Origin of the sequence: Aureimonas ureilytica (genome assembly GCF_001475935.1) — a bacterium.
In the GTDB taxonomy this organism is placed as follows: Bacteria; Pseudomonadota; Alphaproteobacteria; order Rhizobiales; family Rhizobiaceae; genus Aureimonas; species Aureimonas ureilytica_A.
This window is the reverse complement of record NZ_LDQA01000021.1, coordinates 159,178-181,429: the sequence shown is the minus strand read 5'-3', so window position 1 is coordinate 181,429 and position 22,252 is coordinate 159,178. Positions and strand designations below refer to the sequence as shown.

Genomic DNA, 22,252 nt, shown 5'->3' with positions numbered 1-22,252 from the left:
CTTAGATGCCGACGACGCGCCGGATGATGGCGGGGTCCGTGCCGGTAAAGGACTGAAGTCCCAGCGCCACCTGCTCGGGCGAAAGTCCGGTCAGAAAGCGTTCGAGGCCTGCCTCATCCAGCGGCGGCCCGTCCCAGTAAACCGCGCAGAGCCGCTCGTCGGTCGCCACATGGCGCTCCGGCCGCTCCTCCGCCTCGTCCACGAAGCGGCCATAAATCGTGCATTCCGACAGGGCGCGTGAACTGACCAGCGCCATCATGGCCGGGCGATGCGTCGTGCGGGCGATGCGCGCCAGCATGTCCCGAACCGTATCGCGACGCCAGGCGATCAGCGTGGTGATGTAGGTCGCAGCTGGAACGGGCTCGCGCGCGAGGCCCAGAAGCCGAGCCGCTCGCCGTGCCCACCGCTCATGCTCGGCACGGCGCGCGGGCTCGACCGCCGCCAAGCCCTCGGCGCGGCGGTAGAAGCGCACCGCCTCGCCCTGTCGGAAATGGCCGACATCGAAGGGGCGCACGAACACGACATCGGAATCCAGGGACACCAGCACGTCTTCCGCCATGGCCGCGCCCATGGCAATGCGCCGAAGCTGCTGCACATGCCAGCCGCGCAGCGGGAGGCCGAAGGGAGACAACCAGAGCCGTCGACGTCGATCGAGCGGATCGGGGATCGGGCGAAGCCAGACGGGCAGGATATCCCGCTCGCACACGACCCTGCGGTTGGGCCCCTCGAAGACGCGAAAGGCGGCGAGATCGGCGGCCTCGACCAGAATGTAGTGGATGGCATGGCCGGTCACGAAGCGGTCCACGCTGTCGCACAGGAGGCGACAGCGTTCCAGATCGCCGCGATAGGATGATGTCACGAGCGCGATGGAAAAGGGCATCGATCTGTCCGCGCCTGGGCTCCCCTACCGACAGGCCTCAGCCGATCGTTTCAAGGTGACATCTATCATGGCAGTGGGAGCGATCCGTCAATTGGGTGATGACGCGGGGGAAGCTCTTGAAGGATCATTCATCGATTTGCGGCAAGTTTCCCCCATGGAACCCACGCCCCTGCCCCTCGATCGCCTGCCAACCGCCGTCACGGTCGAAGCCCTGTCGCCGAATCATGGGGCGGAGCGGGAGATCGTGGTCGTGGTGCCGACCTTCCGTCGGCCCGATCTCGTGCTGCGCACGCTGGCGTCGCTCCAAGCGCAGACCACGCACCGCCCTTTCGCGATCGTGCTCGTGGAAAACGATTCCGAAGGGCGCGAAGGGCTGGAGGCGGCGCGCCCGCTGTTCGAAAGCGGATCGCTGACGGGCCTCGTCGTGGTGGCGCATGAGCGCGGCAATTGCTCGGCCTATAATGCCGGCTTTGCCGCCGCGCGGCGCTTCTATCCCGCGCTTCAGGTGGCACTGATCATCGACGATGACGAGGAAGCCGCGCAGGACTGGATCGAGGCCCATCTGGCGGCGCTGGATCGCCTGGATGTCAATGTCACCGGCGCGCCGCAGATTCCCGTGTTCGAGGATGCCGCCAAGCAGGGGCTGGCCGCGCATCCCGTGTTTCGCCCGCCCTTCGATGCGAGCGGGCCGGTGCCGACGCTGGTGTCGTCGGGCAATGTCGCGATTCGCGCGGCCGTTCTGGATCGCATGCGCGAACCCCTGTTCGACCCGCGCTTCAACTTCACGGGCGGCGGCGACGCCGATCTCTTCTCGCGCTGCCGGGAGGCGGGCTTTCGCTTCGGCTGGTGCCGCGAGGCGGCGGTGCGGGAGGTCGTTCCGAAGCGGCGCACGGAGTTTTCCTGGATCAACGCTCGCTCGCTGCGCAACGGCGCGCTCTCGACGCTGGTGCAGCGTGGGCGCGACGGGCGCGCGCGAACGCTCGCCAAGAGCCTGGCCCTCGCGCTCGCCGCCCCGCCGCGCTCGGTGGCGCTGGCGCTACGTTCGCGCTCGCTCCTGATCGGCCTCTACCACATTCAGATCGCGCTCGGCCGGCTTCAGGGCGAATTCGGCCGGGTCGGGGAGCAATATCGAAAGCCCGAAAGCAACTGAAACCGCCCCGGATTTCAGTCTCGGCCGTCGCACTTTTCCGCGCAATGCCCTAGCTCCTATGCGGCAGAGCAATGAGGAGCAGCAGTCGCAATGGACCTTCTTCGATTGATGGCGCTCGATCGGGGCGATCTCGACATCGTGTCGGCCCATGTGCAGGACGCCGTGATTCGGCTTGGCGACATCAGCTTCTCGGGCGCGCGCCGGCAGTTCACCCTGCCGATGAACCGCTTCGTCTGGGAAAAGGCGCCGCCCCGTCGCGGCCTGTTTCGCCGGCAAGGGGAATACGAGCGTCGGCGCAGTGTCCTGCATTTCGACCGCGTGACATCGGTCAAGCGCAGCGGCTTCGCACAGGCCGATGAGGACGCCGTGCTGGCGCTTCTCGCCATTCGTTGGAGCGTGACGGACGACCCTTCGGGCACGATCGACCTTGTGTTCGCGGGCGGTGCCGCGATAAGGCTCGATGTCGAATGTATCGAAGCGCAGCTGACCGATCTCGGCGCCGCCTGGAGCACCCCGTCGCGGCCCGACCACGACAAGGGTTGACACGGGCGACGGGAGCGGACGGCGCGCCGGGAAAGAGGGCCTGACGTGCCGCAACGGCTCCATATCAGCGAACCGGATTTCGAACAGCGTTTCCGCGCGCTTCTGGCCGCCAAGCGCGAGGCTTCGGTGGATGTCGAAGCCACCGTGCGCGAGATCGTGTCGGACGTGCGCCAGCGCGGCGACGCGGCGCTGATCGAGCTGACCGCGCGCTTCGACCATCTGGAACTGACGCCCGAGACGCTGCGCGTGCCGGAGGCCGAAATCGAGGCCGCGCTGGAGGCGACGCCGCCAAAAACGCGCGCCGCCCTAGACCTCGCCCATCGCCGCATCGAAAGCCACCATATCCGGCAGATGCCGAAAGACGACCGCTATATGGACGCAATCGGTGCCGAGCTCGGCTCGCGCTGGACGGCGGTGGAATCGGTCGGCCTTTATGTGCCGGGTGGGGCGGCGAGCTATCCCTCTTCCGTCCTGATGAACGCCGTGCCGGCCAAGGTGGCGGGCGTCGAGCGCATCGCCATGGTCGTGCCGGCCATGCGCGGCGCGCTCAACCCGCTGGTGCTGGCCGCCGCGCGCATCGCGGGCGTGTCCGAGATCTACCGCGTCGGCGGGGCACAGGCCGTCGCGGCGCTCGCCTATGGCACGGAAAGCATCGCCCCCGTCGCGAAGATCGTCGGCCCTGGCAATGCCTATGTGGCAAGCGCCAAGCGGCAGGTCTTCGGCACGGTCGGCATCGACATGATCGCCGGTCCATCCGAAGTGCTCGTGATCGCCGATGCCGACAACGACCCGGACTGGCTGGCCGCCGATCTTCTGGCCCAGGCCGAGCACGACCGGGCGGCGCAGTCGATCCTGCTCACCGATAGCGAAGACCTCGCCGCCCGCGTGGAAGCAGCCGTGGAGCGCCAGCTTCAAACGCTCTCGCGCTCCGAAACCGCCAGCGCGAGCTGGGCCGAGTTCGGCGCGGTGATCGTGGTGAGCGATCTTCTGCGCGACGCCCCACCCCTTGCCGACCGCATCGCCGCCGAGCATCTGGAAATCGCAACCGACGACCCGGACGCGCTGTTTGCCCGCATCCGCAATGCCGGCGCCGTGTTCCTCGGCCGCCACACGCCCGAAGTCATCGGTGATTATGTCGGCGGATCGAACCATGTTCTGCCGACGGCGCGCTCGGCGCGCTTCTCCTCCGGCCTTTCGGTGCTCGATTTCGTGAAGCGCACCTCGATCCTCAAGCTTTCGGCCGAGGCGCTGCGCGAACTCGGCCCCTCGGCCATCGAACTTGCCCGCGTCGAAGGACTCGACGCGCATGGGCGATCCGTCGCCATCCGGCTCAATCTCTAGAGGACCTCATGGAGCGCGGACGCCTGGTTTCGATCGACCTCGATGAATCGATCGGGCGCGCGGCGCCCGATGTGGAGCATGATCGCGCCGTCGCGATCGTGGACCTGATCGAGGAGAACCTCTTCGACCTCGAAGGTCATCCCGGCGGACGCTTTCGGCTGAAGCTCGCGCTGGCCGACCGCCGCCTCGTCTTCGACGTCACGGACGAGGGCGGCCAGCCATTGGCCGTTCACATTCTCTCGCTGACACCCTTCCGTCGCGTCATCCGGGACTATTTCCTGATCTGCGACAGCTATCACGAGGCGATCCGCACGGCGACGCCCTCGCAGATCGAGGCGATCGACATGGGTCGGCGGGGCATACACAATGACGGATCGGACCTCCTGCGCGAGCGGCTGAAGGGCAAGATCGAACTGGACAAGGACACGGCGCGGCGTCTCTTCACGCTGATCTGCGTTCTGCATCGGCGCACGTGAGGGAGGCCAGCGGGTTGAACGCCGAGACCATCACACACCGGGAGGCATACACCGCATGAGCGCTCCCTCCCCCGCTCGCAAGGTCGATTCCATCCTCTTCGTCTGCGGCGCGAACTCGATCCGCTCGCCCATGGCCGAAGCCATTGCCCGATCCGTCCTGCCGCCCTCCATCTATATCGCCTCGGTCGGCGTGAAGGACGGGGAGCGCGATCCGTTCGTGGATGTGATCCTGGCCGAGCAGGGCCTGTCGCTCGGCGACCGCAAGCCGCAGAAATGGGAGGATCTGGGGGACGGCTATTTCGACCTCGTGATCACCCTCTCGCCCGAGGCCCATCACGCCGCCATGAGCGCGACCGGGGCGGATGCCACGGCCGTGGAATTCTGGCCGATGCCCGACCCGTCCATCGTCAACGGCAGCCGGGGACAGATTCTCGACGCCTATCGCGACGTCTTCCGACGCATCCAGACCAAGCTGACGGAACTGCGAGACCGGGGCTGAGGCAGCCCCGGTCTCTGATCGTCAGTGCGCGTCCACCTTCACGCTGGCGGAGGGACGGCGGATCATGACCGTCAGAAAGCAGAGCGCAACGAACAACCCCGTCAGCATCACGAACACGTCCGAAAAGGCCATGACGCTCGCCTCGCGGTGAATGAGGCCGCTCATCTGCTTGAGCGCGACATTGGCCCCGTCGAGACCGGCCGCGTTGAAGCTGGAGGCCATGTCGTTCAGCCGGTCTTCGGCGATCTGGCTGCCCCAGCGCACGCGCTCGGCCAAGCGATCATAGTGCAGGACCGTGCGGTCGTTGATCATCGTGTTGATGATGGCAAGACCCACCGCGCCACCGAGATTGCGCGTCAGATTGTAGAGGCCGGACGCGCCCTTCATCTTCTGCGGCGGCAGGGTTCCGAGCGCGATATTGTTGATCGGCACCATGGCCATCATCAGCCCGAAGCCGCGCAGCAATTGCGGGATCAGAAGCTCGTAGAAATCCCAGTCATGCGTCAGCCCGCTCATCAGCCAGGTGCCGAGGCCGAAGGCCGAGAAGCCCATGGCCATCATGACGCGCGGATCGAGCTTGGAGGAGAGTTTGCCCGAGAGCGGCGCGGTGAAGAACATCGCCAGACCCGAGACGAACATGGTCTCGCCGATCATCAGCGAATCATAGCCCCGAATGCGGCCGAGATAGACCGGGTAGAGATAGGTCAGGCCATAGAGCCCGACGCCCATGATGAAGGAGAAGAGCGAGCCGAAGGCGAAGTTACGGTTGGTGAAGGCCGTGAGATCGACGATCGGCTCCTTGGCGGTGAAGGCGCGGTAGAGAAACAGCCCCGCGCCAACCACGAGGATCACGCTCATGACGACGATGGTCTTGCTTTCGAACCAGTCGTCCAGCGGGCCTTCTTCCAGCACATATTCGAGCGAGCCGAGAAAGGCCGCCATGCCGAGCAGGCCGAACCAGTCGAACTTGGAAAAGAGCGACCATTCCGGCTTGTCGAAATCCACGAGGTTCCAGACCGCCAGTGTCACGAGGATGCCGAAGGGCACGTTGACGAGAAACAGCCAGTGCCAGGACAGGGCGTGGCTGAGATAGCCGCCGACCGTCGGGCCGATGGTGGGAGCCAGCGTCGCCACGAGGCCGATCATGGGCGAGACGACGGCGCGCTTGGAGGGGGGGAAGATGGTGAAGGCGGCCGCGAAGACGCTCGGGATCATGCCGCCGCCGATGAAGCCCTGGATGGCGCGGTAGAAGATCATCTGATCGATATTGGTGGCCGTCGCGCAGAGCGCCGAGGACAGCGTGAAGCCCGCCGCCGCCAGCGTGAAGAGGATGCGCGTCGACATCATGCGGGCGAGAAAGCCCGATAGCGGGATCATCACCACTTCGGCGATCAGATAGGCCGTCTGCACCCAGGCGATCTCGTCGGTCGAGGCGGATAGGCCGGCCTGAATTTCCGCAAGCGAAGCCGAGACGATCTGAATGTCGAGGATCGCCATGAACATGCCGAAGACCATGGCCATGAAAGCCAGCATTCGGCGCATGGGGATCGTGTCGCCGCCGCCCGATGTCGGCGCGGCGGGGCGGGCAGGCAGTTTGGAATCGGCTGTGACGGAGGACATGGGGCTTGGCTCCCGCCGAGCATCTCGCCCGGCCACGGAAACGAACAGGCGTCGGCGCGCGAAGGGGCGCGGCGGCGGAGACAAGGGCATGGTGCCCGTGGGAGCGCATCGGCTTCCACAGGCAAGGGCATCGCATTATGGGGGCCGGAGGCGAGTCTCCCCGCCCCTCCCACCGCTTTACTTCGCCTCGGCGCTCTTGACCGCGCCCGGCGCGGTGCGCGTATCGACGGCGACCGTCACCGACAGGCCGGGGCGCAGGAGGCTCGCCTGCTCGTCCGCGCGGTCGATCTCGATGCGCACGGGAACGCGCTGCACGATCTTGGTGAAGTTGCCCGTCGCGTTGTCCGCCGGTAGCAGCGAGAAGACCGAACCGGAGGCGGGCGAAAGCGAGACGACCTTGCCTTCGACCTCGACGCCCGGCATGGCGTCGACTTCGATGCGCACCTTTTCGCCGAGCGCGATCTGGTGGAGCTGCGTTTCCTTGAAGTTCGCGTCCACATAGACCTGATCGAGCGGGACGATGGCCGCCAGACGACGCCCCGGCGACACGAGATCGCCCGGCTGGGCCGAAAGATTGCCGACGACGCCGTCATAGGGCGCGCGGATCGTCGTGAAGGACAGATCGCGCTCGGCCTGATCATGCGCCACCTGAAGGCTCGGCAGCGCGGCTTCCGCCTCGGTGATCTGCGCGTCGAACACCGCGACATTGGCCTTGGCGGCCGAGAGCGAGGCGTCCGCGCCGGCAAGCTTGGCGTCAGCCTGCGCCTTGGCCGAGCGGGCCTGATCGAGCGGGGCCTGGGCCGAGGTGCCAGAGCGCACCAGATCGCTGGCGCGGCGCAGGTCGAGATCGGACTGATTGACCGCCGCGATGGCTGCTTCGCGATTGGCTTCGGCTTCGGCCACCTGCTGCACGGCTGCGGCCTGCTGCGCCTTGATGCGCGTGATCGTGGCGTTCTGCGCGGCGATCTTGGCATCAGTGGAGCGGAGCGCCAGCGCGTAGTCCCCGCCATCGATCACAATGATCGGGTCGCCCGCCTTCACGCTCTGATTCTCGGTGACGGGAACGGACTGGATATAGCCGGTGACCTTGGGCGAGAGGATCGCCATGTCGGCGCCGACATAGGCGTCGTCGGTCGTCACCATGAAGCGCCCGTTCATCCACCATTGATGGCCGTACCAGGCGCCGCCGCCGATCGCGCCCAGAAGCAGCGCGCCGAAGATGAGCTTCTTCAGGCCGCCCTTCTTCTTGGGCTGCGCGGCGGCAGGCTTGGCCTCGGCCGCCTGCGCGGGCGCGGCGTCATTCTTGCGGCCGACGATTTCCAGCTTGGGAGCGTCGGTGCGGGCCGGCCGGTCGGTCGGGGCGCGTTCCGTCGCGTCGGGCGCGTCAGTGGCGGACTTGGTCATCTTTGAAACCCCAATCGAACCGAACCGTTCGGTTCGACGTTGACATAACCGTGATCCATAGGCATTTCAAGCTGGCAGGCGGGTTGCTTTTCAAAATAATCCGTCACGCTTAAAATACCGCGAAGGACCGCTCTCATGAGCCTCGCCGCTTCTCCGTCGTCCCATCCGGTTGATGGCCGCTGCCCCGCCGGCGAAGATCCCGCCAAGCGGCGACAGATCCTCGAAGGCGCGCGCCGCGCCTTCGTGCGCATGGGCTTCGACGCGGCCTCGATGAACGATGTCACGCGCGAATCGGGCGTGTCGAAATCGACGCTCTACGTCTATTTCCGCTCCAAGGAGGAGCTGTTCGCCGCTCTGATCGATCAGGAGCGCGACCGCTATTTCTCGGAAGTCGAAGCGCTTCTGGTGGAAACCGAGCATCCGGCCGACACGCTGACGCGCTTCGGCACGCGGCTCGCCGAGATCGTCCTGTGCGCGGAGGCCATGCACGCCAAGCGCACGGTGATCGCCGTCGCCAGCCGAATGCCCCAGCTCGGGCGCGATTTCTACCGTCACGGCCCGCAACGTGGCCATGCCCTGCTGACCGCCTATCTCGACCGCGCCTGCGAGGCCGGAACGCTGCGGATCGAGGATACCGCCATGGCGGCCGCGCAATTCATAGAGCTCGCCACTGCCGGCCTTCTGCGCCGGCGCTTCTTCGACGACCAAGCGCCCGACCCGACGCCGGACGAAATCCGGCAGGTGGTCGCCTCCGGCGTCCGGCTGTTCATGGCCGGCTACGGCGTGGAGGCTTGAGGATGGCGGGTCGGCGCAAACGCATCAAGACCAAGGTGATCGGCCTCGCCTTCCAGGACGGGCGCCTTCTGGCCTTCGAGGTGACGGACGATCTGGGGCGCCTGCGCGGCGTGCGCCCGCTCGGCGGCTCCATCGAATATGGCGAAACGCGCGAGGACGCGCTCGCGCGCGAGTTCCGAGAGGAACTCGATACCCGCATCGAGATCACTGGGGACTGGACGGTTTTTGAGAGTCTCTACGAGAAGGATGGCGAGACCCGCCACGAATTCCTGTTTGCCGCGCCGATCCGGCTTCTCGACTGCAACATTCCGACCGATGGCGGCGTCATCTATCCCGAGGGGGACGGGACGCTCTGCACCGCGCGCTGGTTCGAAATCGAGGCTTTGGCGCGCGGCGAGCCCAGGCTCTTTCCAGGCGCGCTCCTGCCGTTTCTGATGAACCACTCCTTCGGCTAAGGGTCAGCCGTTCAACGCGAAATTCGCGATCTCAGCCTGGATGTCATCCATGCCGAAGCCCTTTTCCGACGAAGTGGAGATGATCGTCGGATAGGCTGCGGGGCGCTTGCGGATCAGTTCGCGCGTCGCCGCCTCGAGCTTGGGCAGGGCTAGCGCGGAAATCTTGTCGGCCTTGGTCAGGACGATCTGATAGGAGACGGCCGCCTTGTCGAGCAGCGACATGACTTCGAGATCGTTCTTCTTGATGCCATGGCGCGAGTCGATCAGCACGAAGACACGCTTCAGCGTCGCACGCCCGCGCAGATAGTCGAAGACGAGCTTGGTCCAGGCATCGACCTGTTCCTTGGGCGCCTTGGCATAGCCGTAGCCGGGCATGTCCACGATGGCGATGGGCGGCAGGTCCGCCCCCTCCCCCGAGTAGCCGTCCGGCACGAAATAGTTGAGCTCCTGCGTGCGGCCCGGCGTGTTGGACGTGCGCGCCAAGCCCTTCTGGCCGACGATGCCGTTGATCAGCGACGACTTGCCGACATTGGAACGCCCGGCGAAGGCGACCTCGGGCGGGCCTTCGGGCGGCAGGAACTTCATGGCCGGCACGCCGCGGATGAAGACCCAGGGGCGTGCGAAGAACAGACGCTGGTCTTCGTTCGGTTGAGGGGTGTCGCTTGCGTGTGTCTCGCTCATTCGGCTCGCTCCAGGGCGTCGATGTCGGCGCCGCGAATGGCTGCCAGATGTTTCGTGATGCGCTCGACCGGCCAGTTCCACCAGGCGACGCGCAGAAGGCGCTCCACGAGTTCGGGCTCGAAGCGACGGCGGCGCTCCACCGCCGGATTTCCCGCGACGATGGCATAGGGCGCGACATCGCGCGTCACCACGCTGAAGGCGCCGATGATCGCGCCGTCGCCGATCGTGACGCCCGGCATGATCACCGCTTCCGCGCCGATCCAGACATCGTTGCCGATCACCGTGTCGCCGCGCAGGCCGGCGGTGATGGTGGCGATGTCGAAGCCTTCCTCCCATCCATTCCCGAAGATGTTGAACGGATAGGTGGAGAAGCCGGTCATGGCGTGGTTCGCGCCGTTCATGATGAAGCGCGCGCCGGTGGCGATGGCGCAGAAGCGCCCGATGCGCAGCTTGTCGCCCAGGAAGTCGTAATGGTGCAGCACGTTGCGCGAGGCAAAGAGCAGCGCGTTCTCGGGGTCGTCGTAATAGGTGTAGTCGCCGATCTCGATCTTGGGATCGGTAACCACGTTTTTCAGGAACACCATTCGCTGGTGCGCGGGCGCGGGATGGATCGCCAGGGGGTCGGGACCGGACAGCATGGGTCCTGCCTATCATGGCCGGGGGCGTCGGGTCCAATCCGGCCTGATGCATCAGGCCCCGCGCTCTCAAGAGAAAAGCCGCCGGCTCTCACCGGCGGCTCGCGTTAGCAATCGAACACTCGTGTGCTCGTTAGGCTTTTTTCTTGCGGAACATGCCGGAGAGATTGTCCCAGAGTTCGATCTTCGCGCCGTGGCGCTTCATGATGATCGACTGCTGGGTGATCGAGAGCGTGTTGTTCCATGTCCAATAGATCACGAGGCCGGCCGGGAAGGAGGCCATCATGAAGGTGAAGATGACCGGCATCCAGGTGAACACCATCTGCTGGGCCGGGTCCGGCGGCGTCGGGTTCAGGCGCATCTGGATGAACATCGTGATGCCCATCAGCATCGGCCAGACGCCGACCATGAGAAGATGCGGCAGCGTGATCGGGATCAGGCCGAACAGGTTGAACAGGCTCGTCGGATCGGGCGCGGCGAGATCGTGGATCCAGCCGAAGAAGGGCGCATGCCGCATCTCGATCGTGATGTAGAGCACCTTGTAGAGCGCGAAGAACACGGGGATCTGGACCAGCACCGGCCAGCAACCTGCCGCCGGGTTGATCTTCTCCTCCTTGTAGATGCGCATCATCTCCTGCTGCTGCTTGGCGCGGTCGTCGGCATATTTCTCGCGCAGCTCGGTGAGCTTGGGCTGCACGGTCTTCATCTTGGCCATCGACTTGTAGCTCTTCGACGCCAGCGGGAAGAAGAAGAGTTTGAGAATGACGGTAATGAGGAGGATCGCGACGCCGAAATTGCCCGTCAGCGTGTAGAGATGGTCGATCGCCCAGAACATGGGCTTGGTGATGAAGTAGAACCAGCCCCAGTCGATCAACTGGCCGAACTGGCGAATGCCGAGATCGTGCTCGTAGCCGTTGATGACGTCCACGACCTTGGCGCCCGCGAAGACGCGCGAGGAGGTGCTGACCGTCGCGCCCGGCTCGATCGTCACCGGCTGTTCGAGATAGTCGGACTGGTAGTAGGAACGGCCGTCGGCCGAATAGCGGAAATGGGGCTGGAAGGTGCCGTCGTTCTGCGGCGGAATCAGCGCCGTCGCCCAGTATTTGTCGGTGATGCCGAGCCAGCCGTTCGAAGCGGAGGGCGGATTGGCCTCCTTCTCCTCTTCGATGTTGTGATACTTCACCTCGTGCAGGCCATCGTCGCCGAAGACGCCAAGCAGCCCTTCGAACAGGACATAGGCGGAGGCGACCTCGGGCTTGGAGAAGCGCACGACGCGGCCATAGGACGAGACCGCGACCGGCGCGCCGCTCGTGTTCGCCACCCGATCCTCGATGGTGAACATGAACTTGTCGTCCACCGAGATGGTGCGCGTGAAGGTGAGGCCCTGGCCGTTGGTCGCCGTCAGCGTGACCGGCGTTGCGGGCGTCAGCGTCTGGCCGGGCGTGGCCGTCCAGAGCGTCTGCGGCCCCGGAAGGGCGCCGACGTTCTGGCCGGTATAGCCGAGTTCGGCGAAATAGGCGTCCTTGCCGATCGTCTCGGGCGACAGGAGCACGATGGTCGGAGAGGAATCGCTGACCGTCTCGTGATAGCCTTTGAGGCGCAGATCATCGAGCCGCGCGCCCTGAAGGTTGATCGAGCCCGAAACGGAGGGCGTGTCGATCGGAATGCGGGGATTGGCCGCGAGCGCCGTGTCGCGCGTCTGGCCTGTCACCTCGGGCGATTGCGAGGTGGGCACCACGCTTTCGCGCCCGGCGGGTGAGACGGCAGGGTCCTGCGCCGTTCCGGCCGGAGTCGTCGGCGTCTGGAGCGTCGCCTGCTGCGACTGCTCCAATTGACGCTGCGCCTCCGAGCGCGGACTGATGACGAAGAACTGCCACCCGATCAATACGGCGATCGAAAGCGCCATGGCGATCAGGAAATTGCGGCTGTTTTCCATTATTCACTTCCCGAAGGGGGCTTTTGCGACGTCCGCTCCGCTGCCTTGACCTTCGAGACACGTCGCGACAATTCGCCGGTCAGCGTTTCGAAAGGCAGCGAGAGAAGATCGCGGCGGGCGACGATCACATAATCGAAGCCCGTCGCCATGTCAGCCCCGCAACGGGTTCGGATCGCCTCGCGCAGGCGGCGGCGGATCCGGTTGCGCTCGACGGCATTGCCGACCTTGCGCGTCACGGTCAGGCCGTAGCGCGGCGGCGCGCCATCGGCCCGGTCCAGAGCTTCGATCAAAAAGAAAGGGCCGTTCAATCGACGGCCCTTGCGCACCGCTAGAAATTCGGCGCGCGTCTTCAAACGGCTGGCGATGGGACTATCCCTCGCGGGCCTGATCGGCCGCTTAGGCCGAAAGGCGCTTGCGGCCGCGGGCGCGGCGAGCCGCGATCACATTGCGTCCGCCGACGGTCGCCATACGGGCACGGAAGCCGTGGCGACGCTTGCGGACGAGCTTGGAGGGTTGGTAAGTGCGCTTCATCGTCAATATCCCGCGCCGTGCGGGCCTCTGGCAACGTCAATGGTTCAAGATCTGTCGAACGCGCAAGATGGCCGGCAAAGGCAAACCTTCGCGGCTCAGCATTCGGTCTTCGGCCGGCCTTGTGCGGCAGATGGGGCGCAAAGTCAATCCGCAGCCGGGCTCTCGCCGCCGCTTTAACGTTCAACGTTAGCGAGACTCGCCGACAGTTCGGTGACGATCCGGCGCGAAATCCCTGGGGATCATCAATTCCGCACGGTTTCGTGACATTCGCGCCCGGCCATTCTAAACCGAAGGTAAGAATAGCGTCAGCGATGGCGCAAGACGAAGGCAGCTCAAGCGGATCATGATCGATCGCGTCGATAAAGCGGATATGGCGCCTTTGGAGCGCCCGCGCTGGCGCCATCGCCTGTCGGTGCGCCTGTTCGCTGTCACCGCCCTCGCCGTGATGGCGGCGGAAGTTCTGATCTTCGTGCCCTCCATCGCGCGCTTCCGGCAGGAATGGCTGGAGGCGAAGCTCGAAACCGTCTCGGTCGCCTCGCTCGTCGCGCAATTCGGTGATGCGGGCCTTCTCCTGACGCCGGAACAAGAAGCCGACCTCCTTGAAGCGCTCGACGCGCGGCTCGTCGCGATCAGGCGGCCGGGCGAGACGAAGCTTCTTGCGCGCGCCAGCGATCTCGGCCCGGTCAGCCGCACGGTCGATCTCCGCGAGGAAGACGCCTCGTCCTCGATCGGCATGAGCTTCGAAGCCTTGGTGTCGGGCGGCAACCGCCTCATTCGCCTGATCGGCCCGATCGGCGACGGCAGCATGTCCGGCGAAATCGTGATCAACGAGCGCCCGCTGCATCACGCGATGCTGGTTTATTCGCGCAACATCTTCCTTCTCTCGCTCTCCATCGCGAGTTTCGTGGGCGCGCTGGTGTTCGGCGCATTGAACTATTCGCTGTTGCGGCCCATCCGGCGCATGGTAGCCGCCATGCAGCGCTTCGGGCGAATGCCGGAAGACCCAGAGCGCGTCATCCGCCCCGGCGCGCGGGAGGACGAGATCGGCATTGCCGAAACGGAACTGGCCGCCATGCAGGCCACGCTCGCGCGCACGCTGCGCGAACAACGCCATCTCGCCGATCTCGGCCTCGCCGTCTCCAAGATCAATCACGATCTGCGCAATATTCTCGCCTCCGCGCAGCTGATTTCCGATCGCCTCTCGACCCTGCCCGACGCGCAGGTCCAGCGATTCGCCCCTGCCCTCATCCGCTCGTTGGACCGCGCCCTCGACTACACGCAGTCGGTTCTGGCCTATGGCCGCGCCTCGGAAAGCCAGCCCAAGCGCCGGCGCGTTCACCTGCGTCTGCTGGTCGGCGAAGTTCTGGACAGCCAGAGCGCGGCGCCCGAGCGCCCGGTGGATCTCGTCAACGGCGTGCCCGACGATCTGGAACTCGACCTCGACCCCGAGCAGTTCTTCCGCGTTCTGTCCAATCTCGCGCGCAACGCCATCCAGTCGATCGACAGCGACGAGGCGGAGGCCGTGGTGCGCCGCGTCACCGTCTCAGCCACGGCCCTTCCCAATGGTGATCGCATCGTCGTCGAGGACACGGGGCCGGGGGTGAGCGCGCGGGCGCGCGAAAACCTGTTCCAGGCGTTTCGTGGATCGACCCGCGCCGGCGGCACGGGGCTTGGCCTCGCCATCGCGGCCGAGATCGTCCAGGCGCATGGGGGCACGATCCGTCTCTCGGACGACGCGACCGCTGGCGCGCGATTCGAGATCGACCTGCCCCGCAGCTTTGCCTGACGAATTCCGATCTTTCAATACTCTCAGACACTTGCAGAGATTTTTCGCATTCTTCCGACAACGCGCTTGCAATCCGCCGAGGTGCGGGCTACCAAGCGCTCACGAACGGCCGAGGCCAACGCCTCCCCGCTTCATCGGCGCCCGTAGCTCAGCTGGATAGAGCACCAGACTACGAATCTGGGGGTCAGAGGTTCGAATCCTTTCGGGCGCGCCATTTTCATAACATCATCAGATTGACCGACATTGGGTCGTGGCAAGACGTGTCCAGTCGGGCGTAGTCCATACATCGCACCCTTCGCCTTTGCCTTCCTGTTCCCGTGTGCCCGCAAGGAGACGCAGCAGGTCTTGCGACGGCGTTTCGCCCCTTCGGCATCGGTTGGTCAGGCGGCATGAGACAGGGAGCCTCAAAGCCAGTATGTCTCAACCCGCGTGGTTCGTCTGATGACTTCCATTGAAGACGGGCGCCGCACTCGCTCTCTTGTCCGAATCGCCTTTTCCTTCTTGCATTCGATCAGCGTCGAATGTATCAAGCGCTCACGAACGGTAGAGGCCAACGCCTCCCCCGCTTCATCGGCGCCCGTAGCTCAGCTGGATAGAGCACCAGACTACGAATCTGGGGGTCAGAGGTTCGAATCCTTTCGGGCGCGCCATTTCAAAAGACAGCTACGAACCAAGCCGTCGACCGCTTCGAGACATCGGCGCAGGTCGGTGTCGATTCGCCGACGAGAGCCCTCGCCGCTTTCCCTCAAGCGGATGACATTGGCTTTGCTTTGTATAAGTCCCTGCTCATCGGTGTGGAGCGCAGGCTCTTCAACCCCGACGGGATACGTCCACCACTTTGCTCCAGCGCCCCCCCCAAGCCTGTTGTCACGGCACAAGGGCCCTACCTCCGATCTGCCAGCTCACGACGCTTGGTGGCCCGCGCTGTGACCGCGATAGGCAAGGCCCGGCCGATCGGGACGAGATGGCGCCTGTGCTCCACCCCCTCCTCCCTCTTGGTCGGGGCTGAAGCACAATGGCCCCCATCGCAGCCGGCTCTTCTCTCCCCAACCCATCGCGCGAGCATCGTCCTCGCAACGGAGCCGTGAAAGTCTCAGCCCAAGCGATCGGTATCCGGCACGCCTGACGGACAATCCGCTCATAAAAGAGCCTGCCCCGCGCGGGTGTGGCGCGGGGCGGGCCAATGGCCGGATGGATCCTCTGTCCGATCAGGAGCTGAGGCGCTCGAAACCGACCGTGCCGTCTTCCGGGCCGAGATCGATGGCCACACCGCCGCGCGGGGCACTTGCGAGGCTGGGGCGGGCTGCGGGCGTCTCGCGCTCGGAAGCCGGCTTCACGGCGCGCGCCGGCGCGACGGGGCGAGCAGGAGGGGTCGGACGACTCTTGGCGAACTGATCGACCTTTACTTGCAACGCCCGAACGGTGGGTGCGGGGGCGGCCGCAAAGGCCTGCGGACGGGGGGCCGACGCGGGTGCCGCCTGTTCGCCCAGTTGGAAGAAGCTGACGCGATCGGTCAACCGCGCGGCCTCGGCCGACAATTGCTCGGCCGTGGCGGACATTTCGGTGGCGGCCGCCGCGTTCTGCTGCGTGGTCTGGTCGAGCTGATGAACGGCAGCAGCGCTTTGTTGGGCGATCTCATCGAGCTGACGCACCGCCTCGGCATTCTGCTGGGCCACCTCGTCAAGTTCCTGCACGGACTGGCTGGTCTGCTGCGTGACCTGGTCGAGTTGCTGGATCGCTTGGTTGATCTGCTCGGCACCGGCATTCTGCTCGCGGCAGGCGGCCGAAATCTCGCTCACCAGCTCGGCTGTGCGCTCGATGTCGGGGACGAGCTGCTGCAACATGCGGCCCGCTTCCTCCGAGATGGTGAGGGTCGAGGCGGCGAGCTCGCTGATCTCGGAGGCCGCGCCTTGGCTGCGCTCGGCGAGCTTGCGCACCTCGGAGGCGACCACCGCGAAGCCCTTGCCGTGGGTGCCGGCACGCGCCGCTTCGATCGCCGCATTGAGGGCCAGTAGGTCGGTCTGGCGCGCGATCTCCTGAACGATGCGGATCTTGCCGGCGATGGTGCGCATCGCTTCGAGGGAACTGATCACGGCCTCGCCGCTGCGCTTGGTGTTCTGCGAGGCCTGGGCCGCGATCTTTTCCGTGGTGGTGGCGTTTTCGGCGGTCTGGCGAATATTGGCCGACATTTCCTCCATGGCGGCGGAAGCCTGCTCGGTGGCCGCCGCCTGCGCGACCGCACCCCGGCTGAGACGTTCGGTGGCCGTGGCCTGTTCGTTGAGGCCGCGCGAGAGCTGCTGCGCGGAGGTCGCCTGTTCCGCCGTTCCCTCACCAAGCTGCTCGGTGGAGGCGGATTGTTCGTTGGCCGCCTGGCTCAGTTGCTCGGACGTGGTGGCCGAGAGCTGAGCGCCGGCCGCGACCTGCTGGGCCGAGGTGATCACGTCCTGAATCGTGGCTCGCAGCGTGTCGCGCATGGCGTTCATCGCACGCAGGAGATCGGCCACCTCGTCGCGTCCGCGCACCTCGGCCGATTGTGTGAGATCGCCTTGGCTGATCGCCTCGGCCAGAGCCACGGCGCGCTGCAACGGCGCGCTGGTGGCCCGTACCAGCACGATGCCGGCCGCGACCAGCGCCAGGATCATGCCGAGAAGACCGCCGCCGATCGCCCATTCGATCATGCGCTCAGCCGCCGCCGCGCGCGCCTGACGCTCCGCCATGAGGGTCTGTTCGGTGGCGATCATCTGGCCCGTGACGGCGCGCAACTCGTCCATGTCCCGCTTGCCGGCGGCGGTGATCTCGAGGTCCCAGGCCTGCTGACGCGTTTCGGGGCGTGCCATGAAGGCGATCGCGGGTTCGGCGACTTCACGTGTCCAGCGATCGGCCAAGCGGCTTACCTGCGCCAGACGCGACTGCTGCAACGGATTGTCTGCCGTCAGCTCGGTGGCTTTGTTCATGGCCTCCGAGAAGATGCGCCCGCCCTCATTGTAGGGCTCCAGATTGGCCTGCGCGCCGGTGATCAGGAAGCCGCGCATCGCGGTTTCACGATCCACCATCCCTTCCACGAGATGGCTGACCTCCGTGATGACATCATGCGTATGATCGTTCCAATACATTGTCTCGGACAAGGTGTTCTTGCCGACATAGATGAAACCAACCGCCGCGATGGTGGTCGCCGCGACAACACTGAAGAGAAGAGCGATCTTCGCCTTCATGCGAAGGTTGGACATATTGAGCATTCGGCGCCCCCTTTTGGTCGAAGCATGAAATCGAAATGGCAGATCGGGTCGGCCAAGCGCCGCCGTGGCGGCGCAAAGCGGGTCCGCAGGATCGTGCCGCCGCCGTCGCGCCGTCACGGGATGGGTGAGCGCCGGACCCGCCGCGTTGAAAACGCGAATACGGTCGGCCAAAGGACATTAATCAAACTCGGCCCATCTCTCCTGAGCTTGGAATGGAAAGACCGATTTAGTAATGTCGCAGTAAGAACAGCTGCAAGAACAACGTCATGCTAGAAGCACGGACGATTCGAGTCAGCCAGTCTTTCTGCAACAGCGACGGAATGTCGCCGCATGTCCGGGACGATGCACGATCAAGACGAACAGGCCTTTAACTTCTCAGGAGGTCGCAACGATTTCAGTCGCGACTGCAGATTGGCCTTAACGCTTTACTTCCGATCGAACTGCTTGCGCATGGTGAATTTGGGGAAGACCTTTGGCGTGTGTCGGAAGCGGTCACCGAGACAGGGTGAGGCCGAGCGCCTGAACGATGGCCGGGTCGAGCTGGCGTGTCGTGTCGTCCATCACGCCCATGCCGTCGAACAGGTTCCAGAAGGCCCAGGGGAAGCCCCGCGCTTCGGCGCTTTCGCGCACGTCCCGGATATAGCGCGCGCGGTCCGGCGCACCGGATGCGGTGTAGCGGGCGTCGGTGCGCAGGGCGCCGAACTCGCCCATCAGCACGCGGCCGGCGGGGATACGATGCCGGCGCGCCCAGTCGGCGGCCTGATCAAGATAATGATCGATGAAGGATCGGCCCGGATCCGCGTCGAAATACTGCTGGAGCAGCCGAACCGTTTCCTTGTAGGCAGCGTCCGCTTCCGCTTTCGGGCGCTCGCGATCCTCGGCCATGCGCGCGCGCACCGCCTGCAGCGTCCTGTCCAGCGTGCCTTCGCGCGCGGGCCAGGGCACGGCGTTGAGCGCGCGATAGACCGGCTCGCGCATCCAGGGCGCGCCCTGATGGCTGAACAGATAGGGCTCGTAAAAATGGAAGGTAAAGAGAACCGGCCCCTGCCCCAGAAGCGGCGCGGGGTCCAGCGCCTCCAGCCCCCGGATCATGCTGCCGCAAGCGCCCGTCGCCACGAGCGTGAGATTGGGCGCAGCCTGCCGGGCGGTTTCAAACAGGCGCTGCTGCATCGCCGGCCACGTGATGGCATCGCAGGCTTGGGGCGGTTCGTTGATCGGTTCGAGGGCGACACGCGCTTGATTGAACTCGGCCAGCAACGCGGCGACCTCGCCCGCGAAGGCGACATACGTGGCAAAGCCCGGCGCGTCCGGTCCCGACACCAGCCGCTCCTGGTTCCAGTAATGGGTGGCCCCATTTACTTGAAGATTGACGACAAGCTTCAGATCGTAATCCAGCGTCAGCGCCACGGCCTCCGAGAGCGTACCCAGAAGCGCGCGGCGACGATCCGGCGCGGCAGCCAGAAAGGGGCCTGGGTCGACCGGCAGCCGGATGAAATCCAGCCCCGCCTGCCGCAGACGCTGAAGATCGTCCCGCGTCGGCACCGGACGCTGGGTCTGGAAGGGCGGCTCGCCGTAATCGGTGCGGGGCGCTGGATATTCACGCGTCAGCGAGAACCAGGGAAAGGCGTTGACGCCGCGCGCAAGCGTGATGGGCATCGCCTCCAACCCGCCAGCATTCTCCGCGCGCGCCGAGCCGCCCGCCAGCAGGATGCTGGATGCAGCCAGCCCTCCACCCAGAAAGCACCGCCGCGTCAGCCCCGTGTTCATCGCTCGGCGTCCTTTGGTTACGTCATCGCGCCCACGGTCTGAGGGCCGGCGGGATGGCCGGTATAGGCGATGAATTCCTGCTCATAGGCGGACAGGATATCGTCCAGACGAAACGCGGCCGCGGCCCGCGCGCGGGCGGCGGCCTGGGCGCGCTCGACCAAGGCGTCGTCCGACAGCACGCGCTCGATCGCGGCTTCGCAGCTATCGAGATCTGTGAAATAGGTGCCTGCCGCGCCCGCCGTCCAGCGGTTGAACGCATTGTCATGGCAGAGACAGGCATTGCCGGCGGCCAGCGATTCCACCAGCGAAGGGTTGGTGCCGCCGACCGTGTGGCCGTGAACATAGGCCCGCGCGTGATAGCGCAGCGCCGCGACGGCCGCCCCGTCATAGATGGCGCCGGGAAAGACGACCTCCGGGCCCGCAGCATCCAGCAGGCGATCATGGTAGGGCTGGCCGCGCTGCAAGGTGCCGAGCACCACGAGCGTGGCGCCGCGCGGCTGGCGAGAGAAGGCCTCGACGATCGTGTGGATGTTGTTGTCGGGCTCGATGCGCGCGATCGACACGAGATAGTGGCCGGGCTCCAGGCCGAGATCGCGCACCGGCCCTTCCGGCTGCGGCGGCACCTCGTTCGCGCCATAGGCGATGGTGGCAATATGCCGGCGCGGGCGCCGCGTCGCGAGATGGTCGGCGATGGCGGGATGGTCGGCGATCAGGCGATGCGAGGACCAGGCCGCGATCCATTCATTGACCCAGAACCAAGCCTTGATGGCCGGCCCCCATTTGGCCCGACGCCATTCCATGCCGTCCATATTGGTGAGCACTGTCTTGCCCTTGAGGCGGAGCCAGGGAAGGAAGAGGCCGCTATTGTAGCCGAGCACGAGGCAGAGCCCCGGCTCGGCGCCGGCATGTTGGACGGACTTCCAGTCGAATTCGAGTGTGGATTTCGGTCCCGACGAGGCGATCTGAATATGCACCAGCTCGACGCCGCGCCATGTGCTGAAGCCGAGCGGCCGCGTCACCTCGGCGACATCGTGCTGGCAGTAGACGACCACACGCCAGCCCTTCGCCACCAGAAACAGCGACAATTGCTCGGCGAAGGTCTCGAAGCCGCCATGGGCCGCAGGCACGCCGCGCGTGCCCAGAATGCGCAGGATGGGCTTCGTCTCGTCCGGCATGGGTCCGCTTTCTGGAGGCAGGAATGGGCTGGGCTCGCCAGAGCCCCGGCGAGGATCGGAAGGAAGCGGGCCACGCCCGACATGTCGTTGCGTCATGTCTGCGCGTGCGGCCGGCGCACCGCAAGCCCCGGCCTGTTGTGCGTCCTCATCACGCGGGCGCATGGCGCAGGGCCAGCAGCGAGCGGCGAACCAGGCGGTTGCGCGTGCGCCTCATCTTCCAGACCAGCCCCTCCCCGACGCTGACGCGGCGCGCATACCAGCTGACGCGCATCCCCACCCGATCGGTCTTGATCTTCACCGGATCGCGGTAATAGGTCGAGATCTTGTCCAGCCCCATGCCGGGCGTCGCCAGCCAGGCCGGGATATGGACATTGCAGAGGCGCTCCACATCCGTCATCACGCGGCTGATGCCGACGCCTGGCACGGGGCAGGTGGTGCAGAAGGCGTCGCCCACCAGAACCAGCCCCGGCTGTTCGTAATCCTCGCTGACGCTGAGATCGACGGGGCGCACGGAGACCGGGCCGGCAACGTCGAAACCACCGCAGACCGGCGCGATTTCCGGCATCAGCTCGCGCAGCACCGCCTGCGGCTCGGCGCGGAACCGCTTCACGAACGGGTCGGTCATCTCGCGATAGGTGAAGAAGTTCGCCCGCATCGTGTCGCCGATCGGGAAGAAGGTCAGATAGGCGTAACGATCCTCGAAGCGCTTGCTGTAATAGTTCAGCGTGCCGAAGCCGTAATCACGCGCCGACCCGACCAGATCGAAGCCGAAGGCCAGCGAATGGCCGCGAGAGATGACGGTTCGCTTGACGCCCGCCATGCGCCGGATGGCCTCGCCGAGCCCGGTCGAGATGACGACCAGTCTCGCATCGACCCTCGTGCCATCGGCCAGAATGAGCTGCCTGACATCATCATCCAACCGCTGGATCTCGGTCACCTTGCCGGTGATGCGCAGCAGTTCGTCCGGTACGGCATGGCGCAGCGCGTTGACGAGCGTGGCGTAGGAAAAGCCGTATTCGGGAATGTCCTTGCGCGCGTAGAGCCGGCCCAGCCGATAGGTATGATTGTCGAGCATCGGCGTCAGCGCGGATTTGGCGATCTGGTCGAGACCCAGCTTCTCGAACAGCGCCAGATGCACGAGGCCCATCTTCTCGGCCCGGAATTCCTCGCCATGCTCGGCATGGGCATCGATCAGCGCCACCTTGTAGCCCAAGGCATGGAGGCGCAGCGCGCAGGCCGTGCCGGCCAAACCGGCACCGACGATGGCGACATCCACCGACACGGCCGCCCCATCCGGGCCTGAACGATCAAGGGAAGAAGGCGTGGGCTGAGACGACATGGG

The 22,252-nt window shown here is 65.6% G+C and carries 20 protein-coding genes and 2 tRNA genes; 10 read left to right on the top strand and 12 right to left on the bottom strand.

Going from position 1 to position 22,252, the window contains the following annotated elements; genetic code table 11:
• Position 1: 1 nt before the first annotated feature.
• The gene (locus tag NS365_RS09590; RefSeq protein WP_058600054.1) at positions 2-880 is read right to left on the bottom strand and encodes a DUF6492 family protein; all 879 of its coding nucleotides are present in this window, start codon (positions 878-880) and stop codon (positions 2-4) included.
• A gap of 154 nt (positions 881-1,034) precedes the next feature.
• On the opposite strand from NS365_RS09590, the gene NS365_RS09585 reads away from it, so the two are divergent.
• The 5 genes from NS365_RS09585 to NS365_RS09565 all read left to right on the top strand — a co-directional run bounded on the left by NS365_RS09585 (position 1,035) and on the right by NS365_RS09565 (position 4,889).
• Complete coding sequence (locus NS365_RS09585; protein WP_058600053.1) at positions 1,035-2,030, top strand: glycosyltransferase family 2 protein; 996 nt, start codon at positions 1,035-1,037, stop codon at positions 2,028-2,030.
• A gap of 90 nt (positions 2,031-2,120) precedes the next feature.
• Complete coding sequence (locus NS365_RS09580) at positions 2,121-2,573, top strand: DUF2948 family protein (RefSeq protein WP_058600052.1); 453 nt, start codon at positions 2,121-2,123, stop codon at positions 2,571-2,573.
• 45 nt (positions 2,574-2,618) lie between these two features.
• Positions 2,619-3,914, top strand: a complete 1,296-nt coding sequence (hisD, locus tag NS365_RS09575; RefSeq protein WP_058600051.1) for a histidinol dehydrogenase — start codon at positions 2,619-2,621, stop codon at positions 3,912-3,914.
• Positions 3,915-3,922: 8 nt separating this feature from the next.
• Positions 3,923-4,390: a UPF0262 family protein gene (locus NS365_RS09570; RefSeq protein ID WP_058600050.1), complete on the top strand. Its 468-nt coding sequence runs from the start codon at positions 3,923-3,925 to the stop codon at positions 4,388-4,390.
• 55 nt (positions 4,391-4,445) lie between these two features.
• Positions 4,446-4,889: a low molecular weight phosphatase family protein gene (locus NS365_RS09565; RefSeq protein WP_058600049.1), complete on the top strand. Its 444-nt coding sequence runs from the start codon at positions 4,446-4,448 to the stop codon at positions 4,887-4,889.
• 21 nt (positions 4,890-4,910) lie between these two features.
• Here the strand turns inward: NS365_RS09565 and NS365_RS09560 are convergent, their stop codons facing one another.
• On the bottom strand, positions 4,911-6,509 hold the full coding sequence (locus NS365_RS09560) for a DHA2 family efflux MFS transporter permease subunit (RefSeq protein WP_058600048.1): 1,599 nt from the start codon (positions 6,507-6,509) through the stop codon (positions 4,911-4,913).
• Positions 6,510-6,686: 177 nt separating this feature from the next.
• A complete protein-coding gene (locus tag NS365_RS09555; protein WP_058600047.1) occupies positions 6,687-7,913 on the bottom strand; it encodes an HlyD family secretion protein in 1,227 nt (408 codons plus the stop codon).
• A gap of 135 nt (positions 7,914-8,048) precedes the next feature.
• Between NS365_RS09555 and NS365_RS09550 the strand changes: the two genes are divergently transcribed.
• On the top strand, positions 8,049-8,708 hold the full coding sequence (locus NS365_RS09550) for a TetR/AcrR family transcriptional regulator (RefSeq protein WP_058600046.1): 660 nt from the start codon (positions 8,049-8,051) through the stop codon (positions 8,706-8,708).
• Between the two features lie 2 nt (positions 8,709-8,710).
• Positions 8,711-9,163 (top strand): NUDIX domain-containing protein, encoded by a 453-nt coding sequence (locus NS365_RS09545; RefSeq protein WP_058600045.1) that lies wholly within the window; start codon positions 8,711-8,713, stop codon positions 9,161-9,163.
• A 3-nt stretch (positions 9,164-9,166) separates the two neighbouring features.
• Here NS365_RS09545 and yihA read toward each other — a convergent pair whose 3' ends face one another.
• From yihA to rpmH, 5 genes are all read right to left on the bottom strand, one after another.
• Positions 9,167-9,844 carry a ribosome biogenesis GTP-binding protein YihA/YsxC gene (yihA, locus tag NS365_RS09540; RefSeq protein ID WP_058600044.1) on the bottom strand — a complete coding sequence of 226 codons (678 nt, stop codon included), beginning with the start codon at positions 9,842-9,844 and terminating at the stop codon, positions 9,167-9,169.
• The gene (locus NS365_RS09535) at positions 9,841-10,482 is read right to left on the bottom strand and encodes a CatB-related O-acetyltransferase (RefSeq protein WP_153003715.1); all 642 of its coding nucleotides are present in this window, start codon (positions 10,480-10,482) and stop codon (positions 9,841-9,843) included. Before NS365_RS09535 ends, yihA begins: the two co-directional genes overlap by 4 nt.
• A 130-nt stretch (positions 10,483-10,612) precedes the next feature.
• Positions 10,613-12,415, bottom strand: a complete 1,803-nt coding sequence (gene yidC / locus NS365_RS09530) for a membrane protein insertase YidC (RefSeq protein WP_058600043.1) — start codon at positions 12,413-12,415, stop codon at positions 10,613-10,615.
• Entirely contained in the window at positions 12,415-12,768 is a 354-nt protein-coding gene (gene rnpA / locus NS365_RS09525; RefSeq protein ID WP_153003714.1) for a ribonuclease P protein component, read from the bottom strand. The genes yidC and rnpA overlap by 1 nt, the downstream gene beginning before the upstream one ends.
• A 43-nt stretch (positions 12,769-12,811) precedes the next feature.
• Positions 12,812-12,946, bottom strand: a complete 135-nt coding sequence (gene rpmH / locus NS365_RS09520; RefSeq protein WP_058600041.1) for a 50S ribosomal protein L34 — start codon at positions 12,944-12,946, stop codon at positions 12,812-12,814.
• 343 nt (positions 12,947-13,289) lie between these two features.
• Between rpmH and NS365_RS09510 the strand changes: the two genes are divergently transcribed.
• From NS365_RS09510 to NS365_RS09500, 3 genes are all read left to right on the top strand, one after another.
• The gene (locus NS365_RS09510; protein ID WP_058600039.1) at positions 13,290-14,732 is read left to right on the top strand and encodes a sensor histidine kinase; all 1,443 of its coding nucleotides are present in this window, start codon (positions 13,290-13,292) and stop codon (positions 14,730-14,732) included.
• Positions 14,733-14,869: 137 nt separating this feature from the next.
• A tRNA-Arg gene (locus NS365_RS09505) sits at positions 14,870-14,946 on the top strand.
• 359 nt (positions 14,947-15,305) lie between these two features.
• A tRNA-Arg gene (locus NS365_RS09500) sits at positions 15,306-15,382 on the top strand.
• 558 nt (positions 15,383-15,940) lie between these two features.
• Here the strand turns inward: NS365_RS09500 and NS365_RS09495 are convergent.
• From NS365_RS09495 to NS365_RS09480, 4 genes are all read right to left on the bottom strand, one after another.
• Positions 15,941-17,968: a methyl-accepting chemotaxis protein gene (locus tag NS365_RS09495; protein WP_058600038.1), complete on the bottom strand. Its 2,028-nt coding sequence runs from the start codon at positions 17,966-17,968 to the stop codon at positions 15,941-15,943.
• Between the two features lie 492 nt (positions 17,969-18,460).
• Complete coding sequence (locus NS365_RS09490; RefSeq protein ID WP_082684523.1) at positions 18,461-19,735, bottom strand: cellulase family glycosylhydrolase; 1,275 nt, start codon at positions 19,733-19,735, stop codon at positions 18,461-18,463.
• Between the two features lie 17 nt (positions 19,736-19,752).
• Complete coding sequence (locus NS365_RS09485) at positions 19,753-20,910, bottom strand: DUF1972 domain-containing protein (RefSeq protein WP_058600037.1); 1,158 nt, start codon at positions 20,908-20,910, stop codon at positions 19,753-19,755.
• A 148-nt stretch (positions 20,911-21,058) separates the two neighbouring features.
• A complete protein-coding gene (locus tag NS365_RS09480) occupies positions 21,059-22,249 on the bottom strand; it encodes an FAD-dependent oxidoreductase (RefSeq protein WP_082684522.1) in 1,191 nt (396 codons plus the stop codon).
• Positions 22,250-22,252: the final 3 nt, after the last annotated feature.